We start from the raw sequence: 22585 nt of genomic DNA, 5'->3' as shown, positions 1-22585 counted from the left end.
TTACGAGGCGGCGCTCACGCCGGCCTGGGGACCAATCAGACGTTGAGCTTCTGGCCCGGGAAGATCAGGTCGGCGTTGCCGCCGACCGTCGACTTGTTGGCCTCGTAGACGGCCTTCCAGTTCTTGCCGTGCGCCTTGGCGATCTTGCCCAGGGTGTCGCCGGACTTCACGGTGTAGTTGCCGTGGCCGGTCACCGGCTTCGGGTCGGCCTTGGGCTGCACGGGCTGCGGCTTCGCGGCCTGCTGCTGCGGCGCGGCCTGCTGCTTCGGGGCCTCCTGCTTCGGGGCGGCCTGCTGCTGGACCTGGCCGGAGCCACCGGTGTCGACCTGCGCGGACGGGCCGCCGGCGGTCAGGCCGCCGGCACCGGCGCAGCCCCAGGCACCCGGGCCCTGCATGGCGAGCAGCTTCTCGGCGGTGGCGATCTGCTGGTCCTTGGTGGCCAGGTCGGCGCGCGCCGCGTACTTGGTACCGCCGGCGGCGGCCCAGGAGGAGTTCGAGAACTGCAGGCCACCGTAGTAGCCGTTGCCGGTGTTGATCGACCAGTTGCCGCCGGACTCGCACTGGGCGACCTTGTCCCAGGTGGCGACCGAGGCGGCGTTGGCGGAACCGGCGGTCATCAGCGGGACGGCCACGGCGGCGCCGGCGACACCGGCGAGCGTGACGACGCGGACGGCCTTCGAGGGGCGGCGGTGCTTGCCCTTGAGCATGTTGTTCTTCCTCACCGACGCCTGCGAGGTGAGCTGTCGGGTTCGGGCTGTGAGTGGCCCGGCCGGATGCGCTGTCCGCACATCCGGCTTCACCCCAAGCCGGCCGCTGCGTTCCCGCTGCGGTACGGCACTTACCTTGGGTCCCCCGCTCCTGCCTACGGCGCTTGCGCGACGGTTGTCCGACCGATCACCGGCAGGATTCGGCGAATGATCGGCGGGCTCGCTTGGTGCGAGCGGTGAAGAACGTAAACACACACCCCTCGGCGGTTCAAACCACCCTTTCGTAGGACAGTTTGTGGTTTTTGATCGTCGGCGACATCCGTTTGCGCAGGTGGCACACGGTATGGAAAGAACGGACAGGCCGGACGGAATCCCTCGGGACGAGACCCATGTCTCACTTTCCCCAAATGGGGGCAACCATCGCGCACTTACGCCGTGCGGACCCCGGTCACTGCCCGAGGTCGAGTCGCTGACCTGGCTGAATAAGGTCCGGATCAGCTCCAATGACGCCCTCGTTGGCGTCGTACAGGCCGGCCCACCCCTCGGCCAGCCCGTGCTCCGCCGCGATCGCGGAGAGGTTGTCGCCCGGCCGCACCGTGTACATGCCGTCGCCCTCCCCGGTACCGCGGTGACCGTCACCGCCGCGCGAGGCGTGCCGCCCCTCGGGGCGCCCGTCCTTGCCGTCACCCTTGCCGTCGTCGGCACCGCCGCGGTGCCGGCCGGTACCGGGCGCGGAGGCGCCGCCGTCGGACGACGCGGGCGGCTCGGTGGCGCCCTCGGAGGGCTCCGCGCTGTCCGAGGGCTGCCTTGAGGGGTCCGAGGGATCGGCGGTGGGCTGCTCGGAGGAGTCCCCGGACGGGCTCTCGGAGGGCTCTTCGGAGGGCTGTGCATCGCCGGAGTCGGCGTCACCGGAGGGCGTGGCCGACGGCTCGTCGGTGGTGCCGTCCGTGGCGCCGTCGGACGGCTGGGGGTCGTCGAGGTCCACGCCGCCCGAGTCGCCGTCGGACGGCTCCGGTGCGGGCGTCTCCGTGCTGCCCGGATCCACGTCCGGTATCAGCCCGTCCAGGTCGAGCCCGGCGTTCACCGAGCAGCTCGGCCAGGCGTCCGGGCCGCGGTCGTTCAGGATCGACTCGGCGACCGCGATCTGCTGGGAGCGACTGGCCAGGTCCGGGCGCTCGGCGTAGGACTCGCCACCGTAGTCCTTCCACATCTCCAGGGTGAGCTGCAGCCCGCCGTAGAAGCCGTTGCCGGAGTTGGCGCTCCAGATGCCGCCGCTCTCGCACAGCGCGACGCGGTCCCAGGTGGCGGTGTCGGCGGCCTGGGCACCACCCGCCGTGAGCAGCGGCAGCGCCAGTCCGGCCCCCGTGACGGAGGCCGCCACCAGAAGGGCGGGAGCCTGACGGGGTCGGCGGTGTCTACCGTTGCCGGAGCGCATGCGAGTGCCTTTCGAGCGGCGGCTTGAGTTGTCGCACGCAAGGTAGCGGGGGCCCGCTCCGGTCTCAACCCGGTGTAGCGGAGATCACGCGAAGATCACGCTGCTGACGCCGGGTCAGTTCTTCTCGACCCCGGCGCCCTTGGCGCATTCCGGTACGTACGCGAATGCCCTTTCTGACGGGCCGTCGGGGAGCGGCGCGCGCACCGCCCGAGACGTTCCGCTATGCGCCTTTTGGCGCGCCGGACTGCGCGGCGTCCGGAGCTCCGGACGGCGTCTCCCGCGATGCCTCCCGCGCGCTCTCCGGCGTGAATCCCACCGGCAGCGCCCGCAGCCCGCGCATGATGAGGCCGCCGCGCCACCGCAGGTCATCGGGGTCGGCGGCGAGCCGGAGGTCGGGCAGCCGGGTCAGCAGGGTCGCCAGCGCCGTACGGCCTTCGAGGCGGGCGAGCGGCGCGCCCAGGCAGTAGTGGATGCCGTGCCCGTACCCGAGGTGCTGGTTGTCGCGGCGTCCGAGGTCCAGGGTGTCCGGCGCGTCGAACCGCTCCGGGTCCCGGTCGGCGGCCGCCAGTACCACCAGTACCGGGTCGCCCGCGGCGATCCGCTGCCCGCCGATCGTCAGCTCCTGCGTCGCGAACCGCCAGGTCGCCAGCTCCACCGGCCCGTCGTAGCGCAGCAGTTCCTCGATGCCGGTCGCGAGCAGCTCCTCGTCGCCCGCGGCCAGCGCGGCCTGCAGCCGCGCCCGCTGCTCCGGGTTGCGCAGCAGCGCATAGGTGCCGTTACCGATGAGATTGACGGTCGTTTCGAACCCGGCGAACAGAAGGATGAAGGCCATCGCCGCGGCCTCGTTCTCGGTGAGGTGCTCGCCGTGGTCGGAGGCCCGGATAAGGGCCGAGATCAGATCCTCGCCCTCGGTCTCCTCGGCCGCCAGCGACTCGCGCTTGCGGTGGATCAGATCGGCCAGATATGCGCGCATCTTCTTCACGGACCGGGCGACCCCGCCGCGCGGCCCTCCCCCGTGCCGGATCATCATCCCGGCCCAGTCCCGGAAGTCGTCCTGGTCCTCGCGGGGCACGCCCAGCAGGTCGCAGATCGCGTAGATGGGGAGCGGGAAGGCGAACTCGTGGATGAGGTCCGCCTCGCCGCGTTCGGCGAAGCCGTCGATGAGCTGGTCGGTCAGCTCCTGTACGCGCGGCGCGAAGCGCGCCACCGTACGCGGCGTGAACGCCTTGGAGACGAGGCGGCGCAGCCGGGTGTGGTCCGGCGGGTCGATGTTGAGGAGGTGCGTCATCAGGTTGGCGCTGCGTTCGCCGGGGATGCCGACCTTGCCCTTGCCGTGCGCGGCCTCGCTGTGGTGCTGCGGGTTCTTCGACAGCCGGGGGTCGGCCAGCGCCTCGCGCGCGTCCGCGTACCGGGTGACCAGCCACGCCTCGACCCCGCTGGGCAGCTCCGTCCTGCGCACCGGCGCGTGCTCCCGCAGCCACGCGTACGCGGGATAGGGGTCGGCGGCGAACTCCCAGGTGAAGAGTTCGGGGCAGGCGGGAACGGGGGCGGCGGGGGTCTGTTCGTACACCCCTCGACCGTATCCGGTTGTCCACAGGCCCCGGTGACTGTCAGTGGCGGACTGTAGCGTCTTGGGTAGTGCGGTGGAGGTGGGGGAGGGGCTTTCATCGTTGGCTCTGGGGGTGTTTTTGGGGCCACCCGGACTCCCGGTGGATGGGGAGAGGGAGGGGCCCTGCCAGGAAACTGCTGGACGAGGGGCCCAGCCAGGAAACAGCTACCCCGCCCGCTCCGCCGCCACAATCGCGTCCCGGTACGTCCGCGCCGCAGCCCGCAGCGCCGTCTCCGGGTCGGTGCCCTCCGCCTGGGCCCGCACCGCCAGCGCCAGCAGCTCGTAGCCGATGCCCTCGCCCGCGACCGGCACGTCGAGGCCGGCCGTACGGGCCCGGGAGGCCAGCTTCGCGGCCAGCGCCAGGGCCGGCTGCCCCAGCGGTACGCCCTCCGTCACCGACTCGCGCTGCTTCTCGACGGCCTTGGTCCGCAGCCAGTGCGCCCTGACGTCCTCCGGCGTCGCCGCCTCCTCGTCACCGAAGACATGCGGATGGCGATGAATCAGCTTGTCGACGATGACACCCGCGACGTCGTCGATGGAGAACGGCTCGTCGGGGTCGTCCTGGGCGATCCGGGAGTGGAAGACGACCTGGAGCAGTACGTCGCCCAGCTCCTCGGCGAGCGCCTCCCGGTCCCCCTCCTCGATCGCCTCGACCAGCTCGTACGCCTCCTCCAGGCCGTACTTCGCCAGGTCCTCGTGCGTCCGGATGCCGCTCCACGGACAGGCGACGCGGATCTGGTCCATGACCTGTACGAGGTCCAGCAGCCGGGCACCCGGCAGATCGTACGAACCGGGCAGCAGCTCCAGGTCGGGCATCGCCTCCCGGCCCGACCCGGCGAGCCGGGCGAGCCCGTCGGTCAGCGCGCTCTCGCCGTCGGCGGAGGTCAGTACGACCGCCGTACGGCCGCCGGTCACGCAGTGGTCGACCAGCTCACGGGCGGTGGGCTCCGCGATCTCGACGGCGATGCCCGCCTCGGCGAGGTACGGCAACTGCGGGTGGTCCGGGTCGGTGCACAGCACACGGTCGGCGCCGCGCAGCGTCTGCCACGCGGGCCAGGACAGCAGGCCGGGTGCGACCCGGTGGCTGGTGGTGAGCAGGACCAGGCGGCCGGTGGCGGAAGCGTTCACCCGTCGAACGTAACGCACGGGGGTGGCTTGCCGGGCGGCAGGCCAGGCCCACGCCGGACGGCGCCCCGTCCGGGGCGGGCCCCGCCTGCCTGCCGCCCCGGCGTCACACCTGCTGCTTCTGCTCCGTCCGCACCCACGGGGTCTTCGCCTCGCCGAGCATGACCTGGCGGTCGTCCCACTTGCCGAAGCGCGGGTTCACATCGATCCCGAGGTCGCGCGAGGTCTTGGCCAGCGCCTGGGCAAGCTGCTGCTGCCCCTGCGGCGACTGGCGGTTCACACCCAGCTTCTTCGCGATCCCGTCCATCAGGATCTGGTTGCGCACCACGCCGTCGATCTCGCCCGGCGCGATGGCCTGCTGCAGCCACATCGCCTTCAGCCGGTCGGCGCCACCGGCCCGCCGCTCCGCAGCGGACCGCCACTTCTGCACGTCGGAACGGCTGGCCTCGACGCCGGCGTCCTTCGCGCTGCACGCCAGTACGCGGTCGAAGATCATGCTGTTGAGCGTGGCCAGGCTGAGCCGGCCGGTGTTCTCGATGAGCTGCGCGCCCTGCGGGGCGCCTTCCTGGGCGGTACGGACGTTCTTCACCCGCGCCTGGAGCTGCGCCACGGTGATCCGCTCGCCTCCCACGACGGCCGCGGCACCTGGGTGCGCGTCACTGCCGCAGGCGGACAGGAGCGGGGCCGCCACGATCACGGCGGCGGAAACGGAGAGCGCAGTCCTACGGCGGAGCATTCGGCCTCCCGGCGAAGATCATGAACGACAGCGGGGGCCTTCCACAGCACCTCGCGGGCGTATCAGTCCTGGCGTTGATCGATGGTATGGAGTCCGCGCGGCGCGGACCAGCAATTCGACCAACGATTGCGGCACTTTTGTGTTTCGTACCCAGGAGGCGGCGGGGTCGGCTGCTCCGGAGCGGCGGGCCGCGGCGGGGGCGACCGTTCAGCGGACGCGGGCCAGCCACTCCAGCGTCCGACGCACCTCCGCGGGAAAGGCGTGATGCGCGCCGTGCACCCGCTCCGCGTCGTACAGCAGCCGGGCCAGCGTCTCCTGCGCCGCACCGCGCTCGCCCAGCGCGAGCAGCAAGTGGCCGATGGAACGCCGTATCTCCAGCGGTCGTACCGGGTCGTCGGAAGCCGCCTCGAAGTGCGGCAGCAGCGTGCGGTACTCCTCCAGGGCCGCCGCGGCCTCGCCGAGCTGCTCCAGGCACTGCGCCGCCTCGAAACGGAACTGGAGCGCCTGGCGGGCCGCCCGCGGACCGGACCCGCGCGCGAACTCCTCGACCAGCAGCCGCAGTTCCGGCAGCGCTCGCCGGTACTGCCCGTCGTCCATCAGCGTGGCCGCGTACTGCTTGCGCAGCGTACGCACGACCGGCGAGTGCTCGCCGTGCCGCGCGGCGGCGGCCGGCAGGATGCCACCCAGGATGTCGACGGCCTGCGTGATCCGCCCGTGGTCCAGCAACCGTTTGACCTCCTCCACAGCAGCCGCGACGTCCAGCCCGAGGGGGGTGGGGGCGGGCGTGGACATGGGCGTGGAGGACGGCACAGAGATCGGCGTACGAGGGTCCGTCCCCGGCGGCACGGACACGGGCCCGGGCACTGACGCGGCGGGCACCTGCGATACGGCAACGGCCGGTACGGGTACGGGCGGTGCGGGCACGGCTTGTACGGGCACGGGCGGTGCAGCCGGTGCCCGCACCTCAGCCACCGGCCCCGCCGCCACCGGTCCAACCGTCATCGGTACCGCTGCCGCCACCGGTACGGCCGTCACCGTAGGCGCCGTGGCGGCCGGCGGTGCCGCGCGGCGCGGCCACGGGGCGTGCGGCAGCAGAAACGGCCGGGTCGGATCCATGGGCGCCCCCGTCCCCGCTCCCCCTCTTCCGGAGCCGGCGTGCGGGAGCAGGGGGGCCAGCGCCTGGTACACCTCCTGCGCGTCGGCAGGGCGGTGTTCGGGGTCCTTGGCCAGCAGCCGAAGCACCAGCGCTTCCAGCGCCTCGGGCACGTCGGGGCGCAGCTGCCGGACCGGCACCGGCATCTCGTACAGATGCCGGTGCAGCACGCCCAGCGCCGTCGACCCGGCGAACGGCACGGACCCGCTGAGCAGTTCGTGCAGCAGCACGCCGAGCGCGTACAGGTCGGTGTACGGGCCGACCGTCCCGCCCATGGCCTGCTCGGGCGCCATGTAGGCGGGGCTGCCGATGGGCGAGCCGGTGTGGGTGAGGCGTGTGGTGTCGGTGTCCAGCGCGGAGGCGATGCCGAGGTCCAGGACGGTGACCGTGCCGTCCGCCTTGACCATGACGTTCCGCGGCTTGAGGTCGCGGTGCACGATCGGCACCGCGTGCACGGACGCCAGTACCGCGCACAGCTGCGCCGCCACGCACACGGCCCAGGTCCAGGGGTAGGGGTCGTGCTCGGCGAGGTGGTCGGCGAGGTCGGCCCCCTCGACGTACTGCATGACCAGGAAGAGGTCGTCCCCGTCGCTGCCCGCGTCGTGCACGGTGACCAGGCCGGGGTGATCCACCTGCGCGGTCACCCGGCACTCGCGCGCGAAGCGGTGGCGCAGCTCCTCCGCGTCGGGCGCGCCGGCCAGCCGGTCGGGGCGGAGCAGCTTGACGCCGACCCGGCGGTCCAGGCGCCGGTCGTACGCGATCCACACCTGGCCCATGCCGCCCTGGCCGAGCAGTGCGGAGAGTTCGTACCGCTCGGCGATGACTCTGCCGTTCACCGCCCTTCCTCCTCACGCCGGCCCTCGCCCCCGGCGCCCTCACCCCGGCGGAGGTACTCGCTGAGCTCATCCAGCTCGGCCCGCACCCGCTCAATACGCTGCGGCCGCGGCTGCGCCAAAGGCGGTTGTGCCAACGCCGGTTGCGCATGCGGCGACTGCGGACCCGCGGGGGTGGGCGCGGGAGCGGCGTACGGGTTCGGCAGGGAGTCGTACGGGCCCGGCCCCGACCCCGGCCCCGGACCCGGCGGCGCACCGGGCATCGTGCCCTGCTCGTACACCGCCCCTCCTGCGTATCCGGCCGGAGCCCCCGGGGCTCCGTACGCGGGGACTCCGAACGCAGCGGCCCCGTACGGCTGGGCGGTCCGGCCGTAGCCGGCCGGGTACCTCGCGAGCGCACGGGCACGGGCACGGATGTCGACCACGAGGTAGTACGCCACGGCACCCGCCATCTGCAGCAGGATCAGGGCCAGCGCAACGTCCCCGCGCCAGTCGCTCTCGGGCACCGAACCGACCACGGCCATCAGCGGGATGGCCAGCGCCGCGTCCACTCCAAAGATCCACCAGCCCACCGGCCGCCGGTGCACCAGCGCGGCGCGCAGCAACGTCACCCAGGCGAGCATCCCGATGCTGAGCACGGCGATCGCCACGAAGACCACCCGCAGCAGCACGACCGTGCCCGGCTTGGCGGGGCGGGGCGGCGGTGGCGGAGCCGGGGCGGCGGGGCCGTGCATTGCTGCTCCTGGTCGGTATGGCCGTCGTGGCGGTTTTTTTCGAACGTATATACCGACACTGACAACACCGTCTGGGTTGTACGGACTCACATCCCGGTCCGGTCACAACCGCCACAGCACGCTCCGGCCGCACCGGCACCGACCGCACAGACCGACAACCGCCCGATGGCCCCACGAGCCCTCGCCGGTCACCGGCCCCGGCGGGTGACCGGCCTCTCCGCGCCGGTCACCCCGGCGGTATGGACCCGTCCGTCAGCCCGTCGTACAGGCCCTGCGCCAAGCGCTCGCCCAACCGGGCCGATTCGCGGAGCGCTTCCTCGAAGGCGGCGAGCGCCCGGAAGCGTTCGCCGTATTCGCGCTGCTCGGCCGGGGGGAGCCGGGGGAGTTGGAGGCGACGGACGTCGAGCCGGGTGGCGGTGGAGGCGTAGCTGCTGGCCTGGCGGTTGTTGGCGGTGCCGCGCAGGAACCCGGCGAGGAACCAGGGGTCCAGCGCGGCCGGGTCCGGCCGCAGCAGGAAGAGGTTGCGGCCGAGCGCTGCGCCCTCGGTGGCGGCATCGACGACCCGGGCGATGGCCCCGCCGCCCAGGACCGGCACGACGACGTCGCCGGCCTGGAGCAGGACGGGCTCTTCGGGGGCGTCCCCGGTGGCCGGTTCGGGAAGGGTGCCGGACGGCGGTGTGCCGCCGATGACGTCGTGCTCGGTGAGCTGGACGGGGCCCTCTCCCAGGGCGGCGGTGCCGGGCCCGCCGGCCCGCAGCACCAGCGCGCCGGCCCGGGCCAGCTCGCCGACGGTGGTCAGCGGCCAGCGGGCGGGCGCCTCCCGCCCGGCGGACGCGGGGACCGGCGCGAGATCGGTGGTACGGGCGAGGGCGGCGGTCAGCTCCTCGTGCGCGCGGGCCAGTTCGGCGGGGCCGCCGCCCGCCGCGGGGGGTGGGAGGTGCCGGGCCGGGGCGAGGTCGACGTCGTCGTCCAGCAGGTCGATGGCGGCCAGCGAGCGCCGCACGCCCGGCCGTTCCTCGATGCCGCCCTCGTGGTCGAAGGTCCGCCAGGCGTCCAGGACGGTGGCGCGCACGGTCTGCCAGTCGAGCTTGTCCCGGCCGCCCGGGGCCAGTTCGGCGGTGTCGACGACCAGGAGGTGGGGGGCGGGCGGCGGGGCGCTGCCCGGCCGGTGCAGCACCCACAGGTGCAGCGGGATGCCGTACGGCGGGGCGGCGCCGGCGGGCAGCGCGATGACGGCCCGCAGCGCGCCGCGGCGCAGCAGGTCGGCGCGGATCCGGCGGCCGGAGCGGCGGGAGGCGGCGGCGGGCGGCATGAGCAGGACGGCCGTGCCGCCGGTCTTGAGGCGGGCCAGCGCGTGCTGGACCCAGGCCAGCTCCGATTCCGTACGGGCCGGGAAGCCGTACTCCCAGCGGGGGTCGTAGGCCAGGGTGTCGTGGCCCCAGTTGCGCTCATTGAAGGGCGGGTGAGTCAGGACGGCGTCGACCTCGAGGTCGGGGAAGGCGTCGTCGCGCAGGGTGTCGGCGGCCTGGATCCGGACCTGGGTCCCCGGCGAACGCAGGGCCAGGCGCAGTGCGGTGAGCGCGGCGAGATCGGCGTCGGCCTCCTGCCCGTAGACCGCGGCGGGCCCCGGCCGCGCCTGAGGATCCGGGCCGTCCCCTTCTCCTCCCCTCTCTCCTTCTCCCTTCGCCCTTTCCTTGGCGCTCCCCTCTTCCTTGGGTCCGTCCTTGGCGTTGGGCGCTTGCGCGGGGGCCGGCTCCTGCGCGGGGTACAGCAAGGTGCCGGTGCCGGCGGCGGGGTCCAGGACGGCGGCGGCGGGACCGGCCAGCTCGGCCATGAGGGCGGCGAGACCAGGCGGGGTGAGGGTGTACTGCCGGGGGTTGGCGTCCAGATGGCGGCCGAGCAGGAACTCGTACGCATACGGAGCGCCTTCCGCGTCCTCGGCGAGCTCGGCGGCCGCCCGGACGAGGGCGCTGGACGGGGCGAGGGTCTCGCGGGTGAGGCCCGTGACGGGGTGGGCGGGGCCGAGGCGGGCGGTGAGGACGGCGTCGAGCGCGGGCGGCAGCAGGCCGGTCAGCTCGGCGTCGTCATCGGCCCGGGCGAGTCCGCGCCAGACGGCGGGGCGGTCGCGGACGAGGAGGAGGACGGCTCCGACGTGCCGCAGGGCCGTGGCGGCGCCGGCCGGGTGGCCCGTGACCTGCTGCCAGACCCGCTCGCGCAGCGGCACTTCGGCGAGCTTGCCCTGATCGCGCAGCCACTGCTCGACGGCGGTCAGCGCGAAGGCGGGGCTGGCCTCCGTCCCCCCTACGGGCCTGGGGAAGTCGGCGTGCCGGCGGCGCCAGTTGCTGACCGCGGCCCGGCCCACGCCGGCCAGGCGCGCAATACCCGCAGCGGTCACCTCGGCCGCGACCGCGGCTTCCACCGCGGTCTGCGCTGGGGTCTCCGGTGTTGCGTTCTCCGGCACCTGACTGGCTCCCGTCCGATCGCTCCGTCGCGTCTGTGTCGCCTGTGTCAGCGAGCATACCCACGACACAGCCCCAGACCCCTTCACGTCGTGAATTAACTCTTTCCCGTGAACCGTGTTGACTCGGTTCACAGCCTCTGCTGTTATTAAGTCATCGCGACACCAGCTCCACCTTTCTCGACTTTCTCGTCGTTCCTCTTGTTCTTCGCACTCTTCTCGCTCTTCTCCTCTCTCTTGCTTCAGGTCGTTTCGTCAGAACCGATCGAGACTCCCGGAAGGGACCCACAGCCATGTCCCAGCAGATGCAGTTCCCGCCCGGCGCCCCGGTTCCGACGGGCGTCCCGGCTCCGCAGGCCACGCGCAACGGCCTGGGCATCGCGGCCCTCGTGCTCGGCGTGATCGGCGCCCTGTCCGGTCTGATACCGCTCCTGTTCTGGTTCGCCGGCACGCTCGGCCTGCTGGCCCTGATCTTCGGCCTGGTCGGCCGGGGCCGCGCCAAGCGCGGTCAGGCCACCAATAAGGGGGTCGCGCTGGCGGGCGTGCTGCTGGGCGTCGCCTCGCTGATCCTGTCGGTGGTCGGTGCGGTCATCACCTTCACCGCGGTCAAGGACACGGTCGACGAGATCAACAAGTCGCTGGAGACCTCCACCGCGCAGCCCAAGAGCGGTGGCGCGGAGGATGAGGACGCGGCCGGCACGGGCAGCGACTCGAAGGACGCGGAGGGCGAGGCGCTGCACGCCGGCGACACCGCCGAGTACGACACGGGTCTGAGCGTCACGGTGTCCAAGGCGACGGCGTACACCGTCGGCGAGTTCGCCGTCGGCCACAAGGAGGGCCAGAAGGCTTACAAGATCACGGTGCAGCTGGAGAACAAGGGCAAGGAGAAGTTCGACAGCGCCCTGACCCTGGTCGAGGCGCGCGCCGGCAAGGACGGCAAGGCCGCGGAGCAGATATTCGACGGCACGGTCGGCGAGGGCTTCAACGGCAAGATCCTGCCGGGCAAGAGCGCGAGCGTGGAGTTCGCCTTCGACACCCCGGCGGCGGCGAAGAACCTCGACGTCGAGGTGACGCCGGGCCTGGAGCACGAGGCGTCCCAGTGGGACCTGGGTCTGTGACCTGCCCCTGACCACCGGCACCGTGCCCGGCCGGCCGGCCGTCCCAGGCTGCCGGGCACGGCCGCCGTGCCCGCGCCTCCCGGCCTGTCGGCCAGTGCGCGGGGAAACGGGACGGTGCCCCGGTCGGCTACTGCGCGTGGAAGCGGGGCGGGGCCTCGGTCGGGTTGCCGCCTGCGGGGAGCTTCTCGGCCGGGCAGGTGTGCAGCACCTTCCCCATCGCCGCCTTCTCCGCGCGCGTCACCCACAGGCCGTACTTCTTCTTCACCGCGACCTGCTGGGCGATGTAGTCGCAGCGGTAGCCCTTGTTGGCCGGCAGCCAGGTGGCCGCGTCGCCGTCGCTCTTCTGACGGTTGGCGGAGGCGCCGACCGCGATGAGGTTCAGCGGATCGTTGGCCAGCGCGATCCGCTTGCCGGCCGGCCACTGCTGGGCGCCCTTCTGCCAGGCGTCCGACAGAGCCACAACGTGGTCGATGTCCACGAGGCTGCTGCCGCGCCGGAAGATCACCCGCTGTCCGGTGTAGGGGTCCTTCGCCAGTTCGCCCGAGGACACCTTGCAGCGGCCGTCCTGGTACTGCACCTGCGTCAGGTCGCGCTTGAGGATGTCCTCACGGGTCGGGCAGCCGTTGCTGTCGGTGTCGGCCCAGGCGGTGCCGAAGCGGTCCCGCTCGTATCCGGTCTTCGGGGCCCGGCCCTTGACCGTGAGCGAGCCGAGCGCCGAGAGTGCACTGCCCGGTTCGCCCGTCGCCGTGGGAACGTCCGGGCTCCGCTTGCCGTCTCCATGAGTGCTGCCGCTGGACGGGTTGCAGCCGGCCAGGGCGAGGGCCGCGGCGAGAGCCGTCGCGGAGAGCGCGGCGCGGCGTACGGGAAGCGCGGACCGTATCAAGGGGGACATCCAATCTTCGGTTGCGTCACGACGATCATCGGGGCCGGTGGCCACGGCGGGCGGTCGGGGCGGGTGTCCGCCCCTTGGTGACCATAGGTCTCGTGGGCCACCTTGTATGACGGGCCGTCCGGTTCGATGGTGTCGAGTACCTTTTCGGAAGTTCAGAGTTCAGACGGCAGAGAGCACGTACCCAAGTACCAGGGACAGGCGAGCGAGGAAGAGTAAGGATCCGCATGGACACGGCCGCAGCAACCGCGACGGGCGAGGCCGGCGCCCGGACCCCGGCCGCGGCCGACGGCCGTACCGGACGCGGGCCGGGCCGCCTCGGTGTCCGGGCCGCCGCGTTGCGCGGCCCGCGCCTGGACCCGTGCTGGACGGCCGCCGTCCTCTTCGCCCTGTTCGCCACGTTGTCCGTACAGCGGTACCGCACCATGGGCACGATCTCCTGGGACCTCGGGATATTCGAGCAGGTGGTCCGGTCCTACGCGCATCTCCAGGCCCCCGTCGCCGACCTCAAGGGCCCCGGCGCGAACATCCTCGGCGACCACTTCAGTCCGGTACTCGCCCTGCTCGCCCCGCTCTACCGGCTGCTGCCCTCCCCGGTGACCCTGCTCGTCGCGCAGGCCGCGCTCTTCGCCCTGTCCGCCGTGCCCGTCACCCGCTGCGCGGCCCGGCTGCTCGGCCGCCGCGCCGGGCTCGCCGTCGGCGCGGCGTACGGACTGTCCTGGGGGGTGCAGCGCGCGGTCGACTTCGACTTCCACGAGATCGCGTTCGCGCTGCCGATGATCGCCTTCTCGCTGGAAGCGGTCATCGGCAGACGCTGGACCGCTGCGGTGTGCTGGGCGGCCCCGCTGATCCTGGTCAAGGAGGATCTGGGGGTGACCGCGGCGGCCATCGGCGTGATCGTCCTGATCCGGGCCCGGCGCGCGGTGCCCGCGGCCGTCACGCTGGTTTTCCTCGGCCTCGCCGCCACCGCCCTCACGCTCGCCGTGATCATCCCCGCCTTCAACGGCACCGGCTCGTACGACTACTGGACCAAGCTCAGCGGCGACGGCGGACCGGCACCGCTCATCCCCGTGGACACGGCCGTCCGAACGCTGCTGTGGATACTGCTGCCCACCACCGGCCTGCTGGCCCTGCGTTCACCGCTGCTGCTCGCCGCGGTGCCGACCATCGGCTGGCGCTTCGTCTCGCACGACGACCACTACTGGGGCACCGACTGGCACTACAGCGCCGTCCTGATGCCGGTGGTCTTCCTCGCGCTGGTCGACGCGCTGCCCCGGTTCCGTACGAGTGTCCGCCCCTGGCTGCGCAGTTACGCCACGCACCTCCCGGCCGCCGCGCTCGCCGCAGCCCTCGCGCTGACCACGACGCTGCCGCTCGCGCGGCTCACCGAAGCGGACACCTACCGCACGGATCCCTCCGTCGCCCAGGCCGAGGCGCTGCTCGGCCGCATCCCCGACGGTGCCACCGTCGAGGCCGACGTCCGGCCCATCAGCCGGCTCACCGGCCGTACGACGGTGTACTGGATAGGCGACACCCGCGGCATCGCCCCGGACTACGTCGCCGTCCAGCTCCGCGACGGCCGGACCACTCCGCAGGCCCTCGCGGACGCCGGCCACCGCCACCCGGGCGCGGTGTACGTACCGGACGGCGAGGCCGGCGGCCTCACCCTCCTCAAACGCGCCACGAAGGACTGAGGCGCGGCGGGAACCCGAGTTCCCCGCCGCTGCGGCCCCGCTAAGCCCCCAGAACCGACCTCACGACCCCAGTACCGAGGTGAGGAACTCCCCCACCCAGGCCAGCAGTTCGCGGCCGACCAGCGGCTTGCCGCCGATCTTGCCCGTGGCCGGGCGGGGTACCAGGACCTGGTGGGTGGCGGGCTTGATGACCGTACGCGGGTACAGCCGCTTCAGCCGCAGCTCCTGGGACTCGCGCAGCTCGACCGGGCCGAAGCGGATGTTGGAGCCCTGCAGCGTGATGTCGGTGACGCCGCAGGCGCGGGCGAGCATCCGCAGGCCCGCGACCAGCAGGAGGTTCTCCACCGGCTCGGGGAGCTTGCCGTAGCGGTCGGTCAGTTCCTCGCGTACCGAGGCGATGTCCTCCTCGGTGTTGGCGGCGGCGATCGCGCGGTACGCCTGCAGGCGCAGGCGCTCGCCGGGGGCGTAGTCGTGCGGGACGTGCGCGTCCACCGGCAGTTCGATCTTCACCTCCAGCGGCGGCTCCTCCTCCACGCCGCCTTCCAGGGAGGCGCGGTAGTCCGCCACGGCCTCGCCGACCATGCGGACGTACAGGTCGAAGCCGACGCCCGCGATGTGGCCCGACTGCTCGCCGCCGAGGAGGTTGCCCGCGCCGCGGATCTCCAGGTCCTTCATCGCGACGTACATGCCGGCGCCCATCTCCGTGTGCTGGGCGATGGTGGCCAGCCGCTCGTGCGCGGTCTCCGTAAGCGGCTTCTCCGGCGGGTAGAGGAAGTAGGCGTAGCCGCGCTCGCGGCCACGGCCGACGCGGCCGCGGAGCTGGTGGAGCTGGGAGAGGCCGAAATTGTCGCCTCGTTCAACGATCAGGGTGTTGGCGTTGGAGATGTCGATGCCGGACTCGACGATGGTCGTGGCGACCAGTACGTCGGACTTCTTCTCCCAGAAGTCGACCACGACCTGTTCGAGTGCGGACTCCGACATCTGGCCGTGGGCGGTGGTGATGCGCGCCTCGGGGACGATCTCGCGGAGGCGGGCCGCGGCCCGGTCGATGGACTCCACACGGTTGTGGATGTAGAAGACCTGGCCCTCGCGGAGCAGTTCGCGGCGGATGGCGGCGCCGATCTGCTTCTCCTCGTACGGCCCGACGAAGGTGAGCACCGGGTGCCGCTCCTCGGGCGGGGTGGTGATCGTCGACATCTCACGGATGCCCGTCACCGCCATCTCCAAGGTCCGCGGAATCGGCGTCGCCGACATGGTCAGCACGTCCACGTTCGCACGCAGCTTCTTGAGCTGCTCCTTGTGCTCGACACCGAAGCGCTGCTCCTCGTCGACGATGACCAGGCCCAGGTCCTTGAACTTGGTCTCGGAGGAGAACAGCCGGTGGGTGCCGATGACGATGTCGACCGAGCCGTCCTTGAGACCCTCCAGGGTGGCCTTCGACTCGGTCTCGGTCTGGAAGCGGGAGAGGGCGCGGACGTTGACGGGGAACTGACCGTAGCGCTCGGTGAAGGTGCCGAAGTGCTGCTGCACGAGCAGCGTCGTCGGGACCAGCACGGCGACCTGCTTGCCGTCCTGGACGGCCTTGAAGGCGGCGCGCACCGCGATCTCGGTCTTGCCGTAGCCGACGTCGCCGCAGATCAGTCGGTCCATCGGGACCGACTTCTCCATGTCCTCCTTGACCTCGGCGATGGTGGTGAGCTGGTCGGGCGTCTCCGCGTACGGGAACGCGTCCTCCAGCTCGCGCTGCCAGGGGGTGTCCGGGCCGAACGTGTGGCCGGGCGCCGCCATCCGGGCCGAGTACAGCTTGATCAGGTCGGCCGCGATCTCCTTGACGGCCTTCTTCGCGCGCGCCTTGGTCTTGGTCCAGTCGGCGCCGCCGAGGCGGTGCAGCGTCGGGGCCTCGCCGCCGACGTACTTGGTGACCTGCTCGAGCTGGTCGGTGGGGATGTAGAGGCGGTCGCCGGGCTGGCCGCGCTTGGCGGGCGCGTACTCGACGAGGAGGTACTCGCGGGTGGCGCCCTGGACCGTGCGCTGCACCATTTCGATGTACCGGCCGACGCCGTGCTGTTCGTGCACGATGTAGTCGCCCGCTTCGAGGGTGAGCGGGTCGATGGTCTTGCGGCGGCGGGCCGGCATCCGCGTGGCGTCCTTGCCGGCCGCCTTCTGGCCCGAGAGGTCGGTCTCGGTGAGCACCGCGAGCTTCAGCCCCGGGTCGACGAAGCCGTTGTCGATCGAGCCGCAGGAGACGTGCACGACGGCCGGTGAGATCTCCGGCAGTTCGGGGTCCAGCCGGGCGGCGATGCCCTCGCCGCCGAGCACCTCGACCGTACGGGCCGCGGGGCCGTGGCCCTCGGTGAGGTAGACCGTGCGCCAGCCGTCGGCCAGCCACTGCTTGGTGTCGGCGAGCGCGCGCTGGGTGTCGCCTCTGTACGTCTCGGGGGCGTGCATGCCGAGCTTGAGGGTGTCCCCGTCCGTCTCGGCCGCCTCGTCGGCGGCGAACTGCGAGACCGACCACCACATCATGCCCAGCTCACGGGCGCGGTCGCGGACGTCCGCGATGCCCCACAGGGAGGCCGCGCCGACATCGATGGGGGCCTCTCCGCCGCCGGCCGTGGCAGCCCAGCTCGCCTGCAGGAACTCCTGGCTGGTGGCGACCAGGTCGGCGGCGCGCGTCCGCACCCGCTCCGGATCGCAGACCACCGCCATGGAGCCCGCCGGCAGCACGTCCAGCAGCAGCTCCATCTCGTCCACGAGGACCGGCGCGAGGGACTCCATGCCCTCCACCGCGATGCCCTCGGCGATCTTGCCGAGCAGCTCGCCGAGCTCCGGGTGCTCCTCGGCGAGCGCCGCGGCCCGCTCCCGTACGGAGGCGGTGAGCAGCAGCTCGCGGCAGGGCGGCGCCCACAGGCCGTGCTCGGCGATCTCCAGGGACCGCTGGTCGGCGACCTTGAAGTACCGGATCTCCTCGACGTCGTCGCCCCAGAACTCGATCCGCAGCGGGTGTTCCTCGGTGGGCGGGAAGACGTCCAGGATGCCGCCGCGGACCGCGAACTCGCCGCGCTTCTCGACCAGTTCCACGCGGCTGTACGCGGCGGCCGCCAGGCCGTCCACGATCTCGCCGAGGTCGGCGCTCTCGCCGCTGCGGAGCGCGACGGGCTCCAGGTCGCCCAGCCCCTTGACCTGCGGCTGCAGCACGGACCGCACAGGCGCGACCACGACCGAGACCGGGCCGGTCGCCGGGTCGTCCTTCGTGGGGTGGGCGAGCCGGCGCAGCACGGCGAGGCGGCGGCCGACGGTGTCCGAACGGGGCGAGAGGCGCTCGTGCGGCAGGGTCTCCCAGGAGGGGTACTCCACGACGCTGTCCTCGGGGAGCAGCGAGCGCAGCGCGGCGGCCAGGTCCTCGGCCTCCCGGCCGGTCGCGGTGACCGCGAGCACCGGGCGCTGGGCATCGCGGGCCAGCGCGGCGACGGCGAAGGGGCGGGCGGCCGGCGGGCCGACCAGGTCCACGTGACGGCGGTGCCCGTCGGTGGCGGCCTCGACCGCTTCGGCCAGCGCCGGGTCCCGTACGACGGCGTCGAGCAGTCCTGTCAGGCTCATGAAAAGGCTTCCGTCCCAGGGAGTCGGACAACGCGGTGCCGCCCTGCGGCGGCTCGACGGCCGGCACCGCGGGCGGGCCAGGATCCCCCAGCGTACGCCCGGCCGCGGTGCGGATGAGGCTATCGGGGTGGTTCGGGAGCGCGGTACCGGCGCACCGCCGCTGCGGCTGGTCGCGCGGGGAACCGCGCGCTCGGCCACGACGGCGCGGCACCGTCTCGACGGGCGAGAAGCCCCGTACCGCATCCCGGCTGCGCGTGGAATGGTGTCCGGTACACGGATACGGCGGAGGGGGCACGGTGAGCGGCACCGGCGGACGGACGGAACCGGAGCGGACGGCGGGTGCGGTACCGAAGACGGAGCCGACCGGGAGCGCGGCAGCGGAGCAGCCGGAGACACGCGCCGCGGCACCCGCCACCCGCCGCGGCCCCGTCGTCGCCGCCCTCATGCTCGGCATGGCACTGGCCGCCCTGGACTCCACGATCATCGCCACCGCCGTCCCGCAGATCGTCGGCGACCTCGGCGGCTTCTCGGTCTTCTCCTGGCTCTTCTCCGGCTACCTGCTGGCCGTCACCGTCACCCTGCCCGTCTACGGCAAGCTCTCCGACACCTTCGGCCGCAAGCCCGTCCTCGTCGCCGGCATCGTGATCTTCCTCGCCGGCTCGCTGCTGTGCGCGGGCGCCTGGAACATGGCCTCGCTGATCGCCTTCCGCGTCCTGCAGGGCCTCGGCGGCGGCGCCCTCCAGGGCACCGTGCAGACCATCGCCGCCGACCTGTACCCCATGAAGGAGCGGCCGCGCATACAGGCGAAGCTCTCCACCGTCTGGGCCACCTCCTCCGTGGCCGGGCCCGCGCTCGGCGGCCTGCTCGCGGCCTACGCGGACTGGCGCTGGATCTTCCTCGTCAACCTGCCGGTCGGCGCGCTCGCCCTCTGGCTCGTCCTGCGCCACTTCTTCGAGGACAAGAGGGGCTACGAGGACCCCGCGCACCGCACCCGTACCACCAGGCCGGTCATCGACTGGCCCGGCGCACTGGCCATCTTCGCCTGCGGCGGGCTGCTGCTGACCGCGCTCGTCCAGGGCGGCGTCGCCTGGCCCTGGCTGTCCGCGCCCTCGCTGCTCCTGCTGGGCGGCAGCGCCCTGTGCGCAGCCGCCACCGTACTGATCGAACGCCGCGCCGCCGAGCCGATCATCCCCGGCTGGGTCTGGCGCCGCCGCACCATCTCCACCGTCAACCTCGCGCTCGGCGCCCTCGGGCTGCTGATGGTCGCCCCGACCGTCTTCCTGCCCACCTACGCCCAGGCCGTACTGGGCCTCGGCCCCATCGCGGCCGGGTTCGTGCTGTCCACCATGACCATGAGCTGGCCGGTGGCGGCCGCGCTCAGCAGCCACGTCTACAACCGCTTCGGCATCCGCACGTGCGCGCTCCTCGGCATCGGCGCCGCCACGCTGGTGCTGCTGGCCTTCCCGCAACTGCCCTACCCCGGCGCGGCGTGGCAGCCGGCGCTGCTCATGCTCGCGCTGGGCGCCACCCTCGGACTGTTCCAGTTGCCGCTGATCATCGGGGTGCAGTCCTCCGTCGGGTACGCCGAACGGGGCACCGCCACCGCCTCGATCCTCTTCTGCCGCCAGGTCGGCCAGTCCGTCGGGGCCGCGCTCTTCGGGGCCGTCGCCAACACCACCCTGGCCGGGCGGCTGGCCGACGCGCCCGCCGGCATCCGCGCCGGGCTGCCGGGCGACCTGGACGCCGTCTCCCGCGCGCTGGAACACGCCGGCACGCTCACCGAGCAGGCCACCGACTACCTGCGGCACGCCGTGGACACCACGGTCGAACACGTCTACTACGGCGCCGCCGTCGCCGGGCTGCTCGCCCTGGCCGCGCTGCTCTTCGCCCCGCGCCGCTTCCCCGTCCACGCGGACGCACGGGGAGAGGGGGAGGCCGGACCCGCCGAGAAGGACTGAGGCGGGCGGCTCAGCCCTCCGTACGCGGCAGCTCGGTCTCGAGCGTGTCCTCCTCGTCGGGGTCCACACCGCGCTTGGCGGGGGCCTCCTCGTGGGCGGGCGCGGCTTCAGAGGCGCGCACTGCTTCAGGGGCAGGCGCGGCTTCGGGGGCGAGTGCCTCTTCGTACGCAGCGTTCGCGCCGCCTTCATACGCAGCGTTCGCGCCGTCGTCGTACCCAGCGTCCGCGGCCCCTTCATACGCAGCGTCCGCGGCCCCTTCATACGCAGCGTCCGCGGCCCCTTCATACGCAGCGTCCGCGGCCCCTTCGTACGCAGCGTCCGGAGCCTCTTCGTACGGCGCCTCCGTGTGCCCCCGTACGCCTTCCCCGTCCTCCGTCGCCACGTCGTACACGTGCCCGGCGTCGGACTCCCGTCCGTACTCCTGCTCCTGCTCCTGCTCGTGTTCCTGCTCCGCCGCGTCCGGGTCCTTGCCCATGAGGGTGGCCAGGCTGCTGCGTACGTGGGCCATGTGGGAGCGCAGCTCCTCGCGGCGCTCCTCGTGCTCGCGCAGGACGCGTTCCGTGGCGCGTTCGACGCGGGCCGCCTCCGCCTCGGCCTCCGCGATCAGTTCGGAGGCGCGGGCCGCGGCCTCCTCATCGATGTGCCGCGCGGACTCCTCCATCCTGGCGTAGTGGCGCTGCGCCTCCACGATGCGCGCCTCGCCGCGCTCCTCCAGGTCCGCGATCCGCTGCTGTATGGCCAGTTCACGGTCGGCCAGCTCCTGCTCCGCCGCCGTCCACTGCTCGGCCAGGCTCTTCTCCTGGTCCTCCAGGACCTCCGCGGTGCGCCGGCGCATCTCGCGGAGCCCTTCCTCCGCCTCCTGGCGCGCCTCCTCGGCGGCCCTGGCGGCCTCCTCGACCATGGTCCGCGCCTCGGCCTCCGCCGCCTCCTCAGCGCGTACAGCGGCGTCCTCGGCGTCCTGGCAGAGCCTCAGCGCGTACGCGTCGGCGGCGTCGCCCTGCTCCCGCCCGTAGTCCGCCGCCTCCTCCCGCAGCCGCTCGGCGTCCGCCGCCGCTTCGGTGCGCAGCCGCTCCGCCTCGGACTCCACCGTGGTCAGGATCAGGCGGGCCTGCTCGCCCAGGGACTCGTACGTCTGGGGCGGCATATGGGCGAGGTACTCGCGCAGCCGCTCCAGTTCGGCGGTCATCTCGTTGGCCAGCACGGTGAGGCGGGCCGCCCGTTCCCAGCAGGAGTCGCGGTCGAGGGAGAGCCCTTCGACTCTGCGGTCCACGTCCGCCGGACGGTAACCACGCCCTCGTACGACCTCGAATCCGTGAGGCGACACCGATGCACTCATCCCTCAAAGCCCCTCTCCGACAGTGACGTGGTCCGGCGCACATCTTTGTTGATTGTTCCGAAGCGCCCATAACGCGACACTCCGCACCTATCACTGCCCAAGGATGCGTTACTTTTCCGCAGAAGTCGGAATCGGCTCGTCGGTACGGAGGGCACGGAAAAGCCGCCGCGCCCGCTCCGCGTCCCACACGAGCACGTCCCCCGCGCCGGCGACCGCCGTCCCCGGGCCGGTGACCGGCACCGTCGTGGCCGTCCCCGACCCCTTCGCCACCTGCTTCATCGACAGTCCCATCTGCGTCAGGTCCACCACGCCGGTCCGGCCGTCCACGCGCAGCGCCGCCAGCGCCGCGTCCAGTGCCGGCACCGTCCGGAACGGGTTCAGCAGCGTCCCGGGGCCGAGCATCCTCTCCGACACGGCGCTGATGAGCGCCCGCTGTCGCTGCACCCGACCCAGGTCGCCCTTCGGGTCGCTGTAACGGGCCCGTACGTACGCCAGCGCCTGAGTGCCGTTCATCCGCGAGCAGCCCGCCGGGAAGTCGGCGCCGGACTTCTCGTCCTTCAGCGGCGCGTCCAGGCACAGCCGTACGCCGCCCAGCGCGTCCACCACCCGCACCAGGCCGAGGAAGTCGACCTCGGCGTAGTGGTCCACGCGCAGGCCCGTCGCCTGTTCGACGGTGCGCGAGAGCAGCTTCGCGCCGCCGAGGCCGTACGCCGCATTGATCTTGTTCTTGCCGTGTCCCGGCACCGCGACGTAACTGTCCCGCGGCAGGCTCACCAGAGACGGGCCGCTGTCCCCGTAGTGCAGCAGCATCACCGTATCGGTGTTGCGCACCGCCTCATGGCCCACATGGAGCTCCTGTTGCTGGCGGTGGGTCAGATCGCGCCGACTGTCGGAGCCCACCAGGAGCCAGTTCGTGCCTTTGCCCGCGGCCGGCCGGCCCGGATAGGCGCTCAGTGCGTCCATCTGGCGGAGCTGCCCGCCCGCCCAGAAGAACAGCGCGACCGCCAGCGCCAGGGCCAGCAGCACCAGCACGGTCACCAGCAGCGCGATCCGCCGCGGCCAGGACCGCCCGCGCCGGCCCCGCCCGCGCCCCGCGCGGTACAGCGCCGTCGAACTCGGCTGCGGCGGGGACGGTGGGGAGGGTCGGGACGGTGGGGCCATACCGGCATGATCGTGGCGCCCGACCCGTCTCGCAGGTCGAGC

The 22585-nt window shown here is 72.6% G+C and carries 15 protein-coding genes and 1 riboswitch; of the genes, 3 read left to right on the top strand and 12 right to left on the bottom strand.

The window, feature by feature from the left end:
- Positions 1–35 precede the first annotated feature (35 nt).
- The 8 genes from IG84_RS0104170 to IG84_RS0104135 form a co-directional block, all read right to left on the bottom strand.
- A complete protein-coding gene (locus tag IG84_RS0104170) occupies positions 36–707 on the bottom strand; it encodes a LysM peptidoglycan-binding domain-containing protein (protein WP_031051473.1) in 672 nt (223 codons plus the stop codon).
- A gap of 3 nt (positions 708–710) precedes the next feature.
- Positions 711–880, bottom strand: a riboswitch (cyclic di-AMP (ydaO/yuaA leader).
- Between the two features lie 275 nt (positions 881–1155).
- Positions 1156–2088: a transglycosylase family protein gene (locus tag IG84_RS0104165; RefSeq protein ID WP_342668394.1), complete on the bottom strand. Its 933-nt coding sequence runs from the start codon at positions 2086–2088 to the stop codon at positions 1156–1158.
- A 274-nt stretch (positions 2089–2362) separates the two neighbouring features.
- Complete coding sequence (locus IG84_RS0104160; RefSeq protein WP_078648592.1) at positions 2363–3712, bottom strand: cytochrome P450 family protein; 1350 nt, start codon at positions 3710–3712, stop codon at positions 2363–2365.
- 204 nt (positions 3713–3916) lie between these two features.
- The gene (locus tag IG84_RS0104155) at positions 3917–4879 is read right to left on the bottom strand and encodes a nucleoside triphosphate pyrophosphohydrolase (RefSeq protein WP_031051468.1); all 963 of its coding nucleotides are present in this window, start codon (positions 4877–4879) and stop codon (positions 3917–3919) included.
- Positions 4880–4982: 103 nt separating this feature from the next.
- Complete coding sequence (locus IG84_RS0104150; protein ID WP_031051466.1) at positions 4983–5612, bottom strand: SurA N-terminal domain-containing protein; 630 nt, start codon at positions 5610–5612, stop codon at positions 4983–4985.
- A gap of 207 nt (positions 5613–5819) precedes the next feature.
- On the bottom strand, positions 5820–7601 hold the full coding sequence (locus tag IG84_RS0104145) for a serine/threonine-protein kinase (RefSeq protein WP_031051464.1): 1782 nt from the start codon (positions 7599–7601) through the stop codon (positions 5820–5822).
- Positions 7598–8332 carry a hypothetical protein gene (locus IG84_RS0104140; RefSeq protein WP_031051462.1) on the bottom strand — a complete coding sequence of 245 codons (735 nt, stop codon included), beginning with the start codon at positions 8330–8332 and terminating at the stop codon, positions 7598–7600. Before IG84_RS0104140 ends, IG84_RS0104145 begins: the two co-directional genes overlap by 4 nt.
- A 226-nt stretch (positions 8333–8558) precedes the next feature.
- A complete protein-coding gene (locus IG84_RS0104135) occupies positions 8559–10793 on the bottom strand; it encodes an N-6 DNA methylase (RefSeq protein ID WP_031051460.1) in 2235 nt (744 codons plus the stop codon).
- A gap of 290 nt (positions 10794–11083) precedes the next feature.
- Here IG84_RS0104135 and IG84_RS0104130 point away from each other — a divergent pair, with 290 nt between their 5' ends.
- Positions 11084–11908, top strand: coding sequence for a DUF4190 domain-containing protein (locus IG84_RS0104130; protein WP_031051459.1), 825 nt, complete (start codon positions 11084–11086; stop codon positions 11906–11908).
- 127 nt (positions 11909–12035) lie between these two features.
- On the opposite strand, the gene IG84_RS0104125 is transcribed toward IG84_RS0104130, so the two are convergent.
- A complete protein-coding gene (locus IG84_RS0104125) occupies positions 12036–12800 on the bottom strand; it encodes an HNH endonuclease family protein (RefSeq protein ID WP_031051457.1) in 765 nt (254 codons plus the stop codon).
- A gap of 224 nt (positions 12801–13024) precedes the next feature.
- Between IG84_RS0104125 and IG84_RS0104120 the strand changes: the two genes are divergently transcribed.
- Complete coding sequence (locus tag IG84_RS0104120) at positions 13025–14491, top strand: DUF2079 domain-containing protein (protein WP_031051455.1); 1467 nt, start codon at positions 13025–13027, stop codon at positions 14489–14491.
- A gap of 60 nt (positions 14492–14551) precedes the next feature.
- Here IG84_RS0104120 and mfd read toward each other — a convergent pair whose 3' ends face one another.
- A complete protein-coding gene (gene mfd, locus IG84_RS0104115; protein ID WP_031051452.1) occupies positions 14552–18088 on the bottom strand; it encodes a transcription-repair coupling factor in 3537 nt (1178 codons plus the stop codon).
- A gap of 296 nt (positions 18089–18384) precedes the next feature.
- On the opposite strand from mfd, the gene IG84_RS0104110 reads away from it, so the two are divergent.
- On the top strand, positions 18385–20046 hold the full coding sequence (locus tag IG84_RS0104110; protein ID WP_483855140.1) for an MFS transporter: 1662 nt from the start codon (positions 18385–18387) through the stop codon (positions 20044–20046).
- Between the two features lie 10 nt (positions 20047–20056).
- Here the strand turns inward: IG84_RS0104110 and IG84_RS41770 are convergent, their stop codons facing one another.
- Positions 20057–21316: a hypothetical protein gene (locus IG84_RS41770; RefSeq protein ID WP_037799161.1), complete on the bottom strand. Its 1260-nt coding sequence runs from the start codon at positions 21314–21316 to the stop codon at positions 20057–20059.
- A gap of 174 nt (positions 21317–21490) precedes the next feature.
- A complete protein-coding gene (locus tag IG84_RS0104100) occupies positions 21491–22426 on the bottom strand; it encodes an LCP family protein (RefSeq protein ID WP_031051444.1) in 936 nt (311 codons plus the stop codon).
- Positions 22427–22585: the final 159 nt, after the last annotated feature.

This window comes from Streptomyces ochraceiscleroticus (assembly GCF_000720485.1).
Classification (GTDB): domain Bacteria; phylum Actinomycetota; class Actinomycetes; order Streptomycetales; family Streptomycetaceae; genus Streptomyces; species Streptomyces ochraceiscleroticus.
The sequence above is the reverse complement of the archived record's forward strand: the minus strand, read 5'-3'. Positions and strand labels throughout refer to the sequence as shown.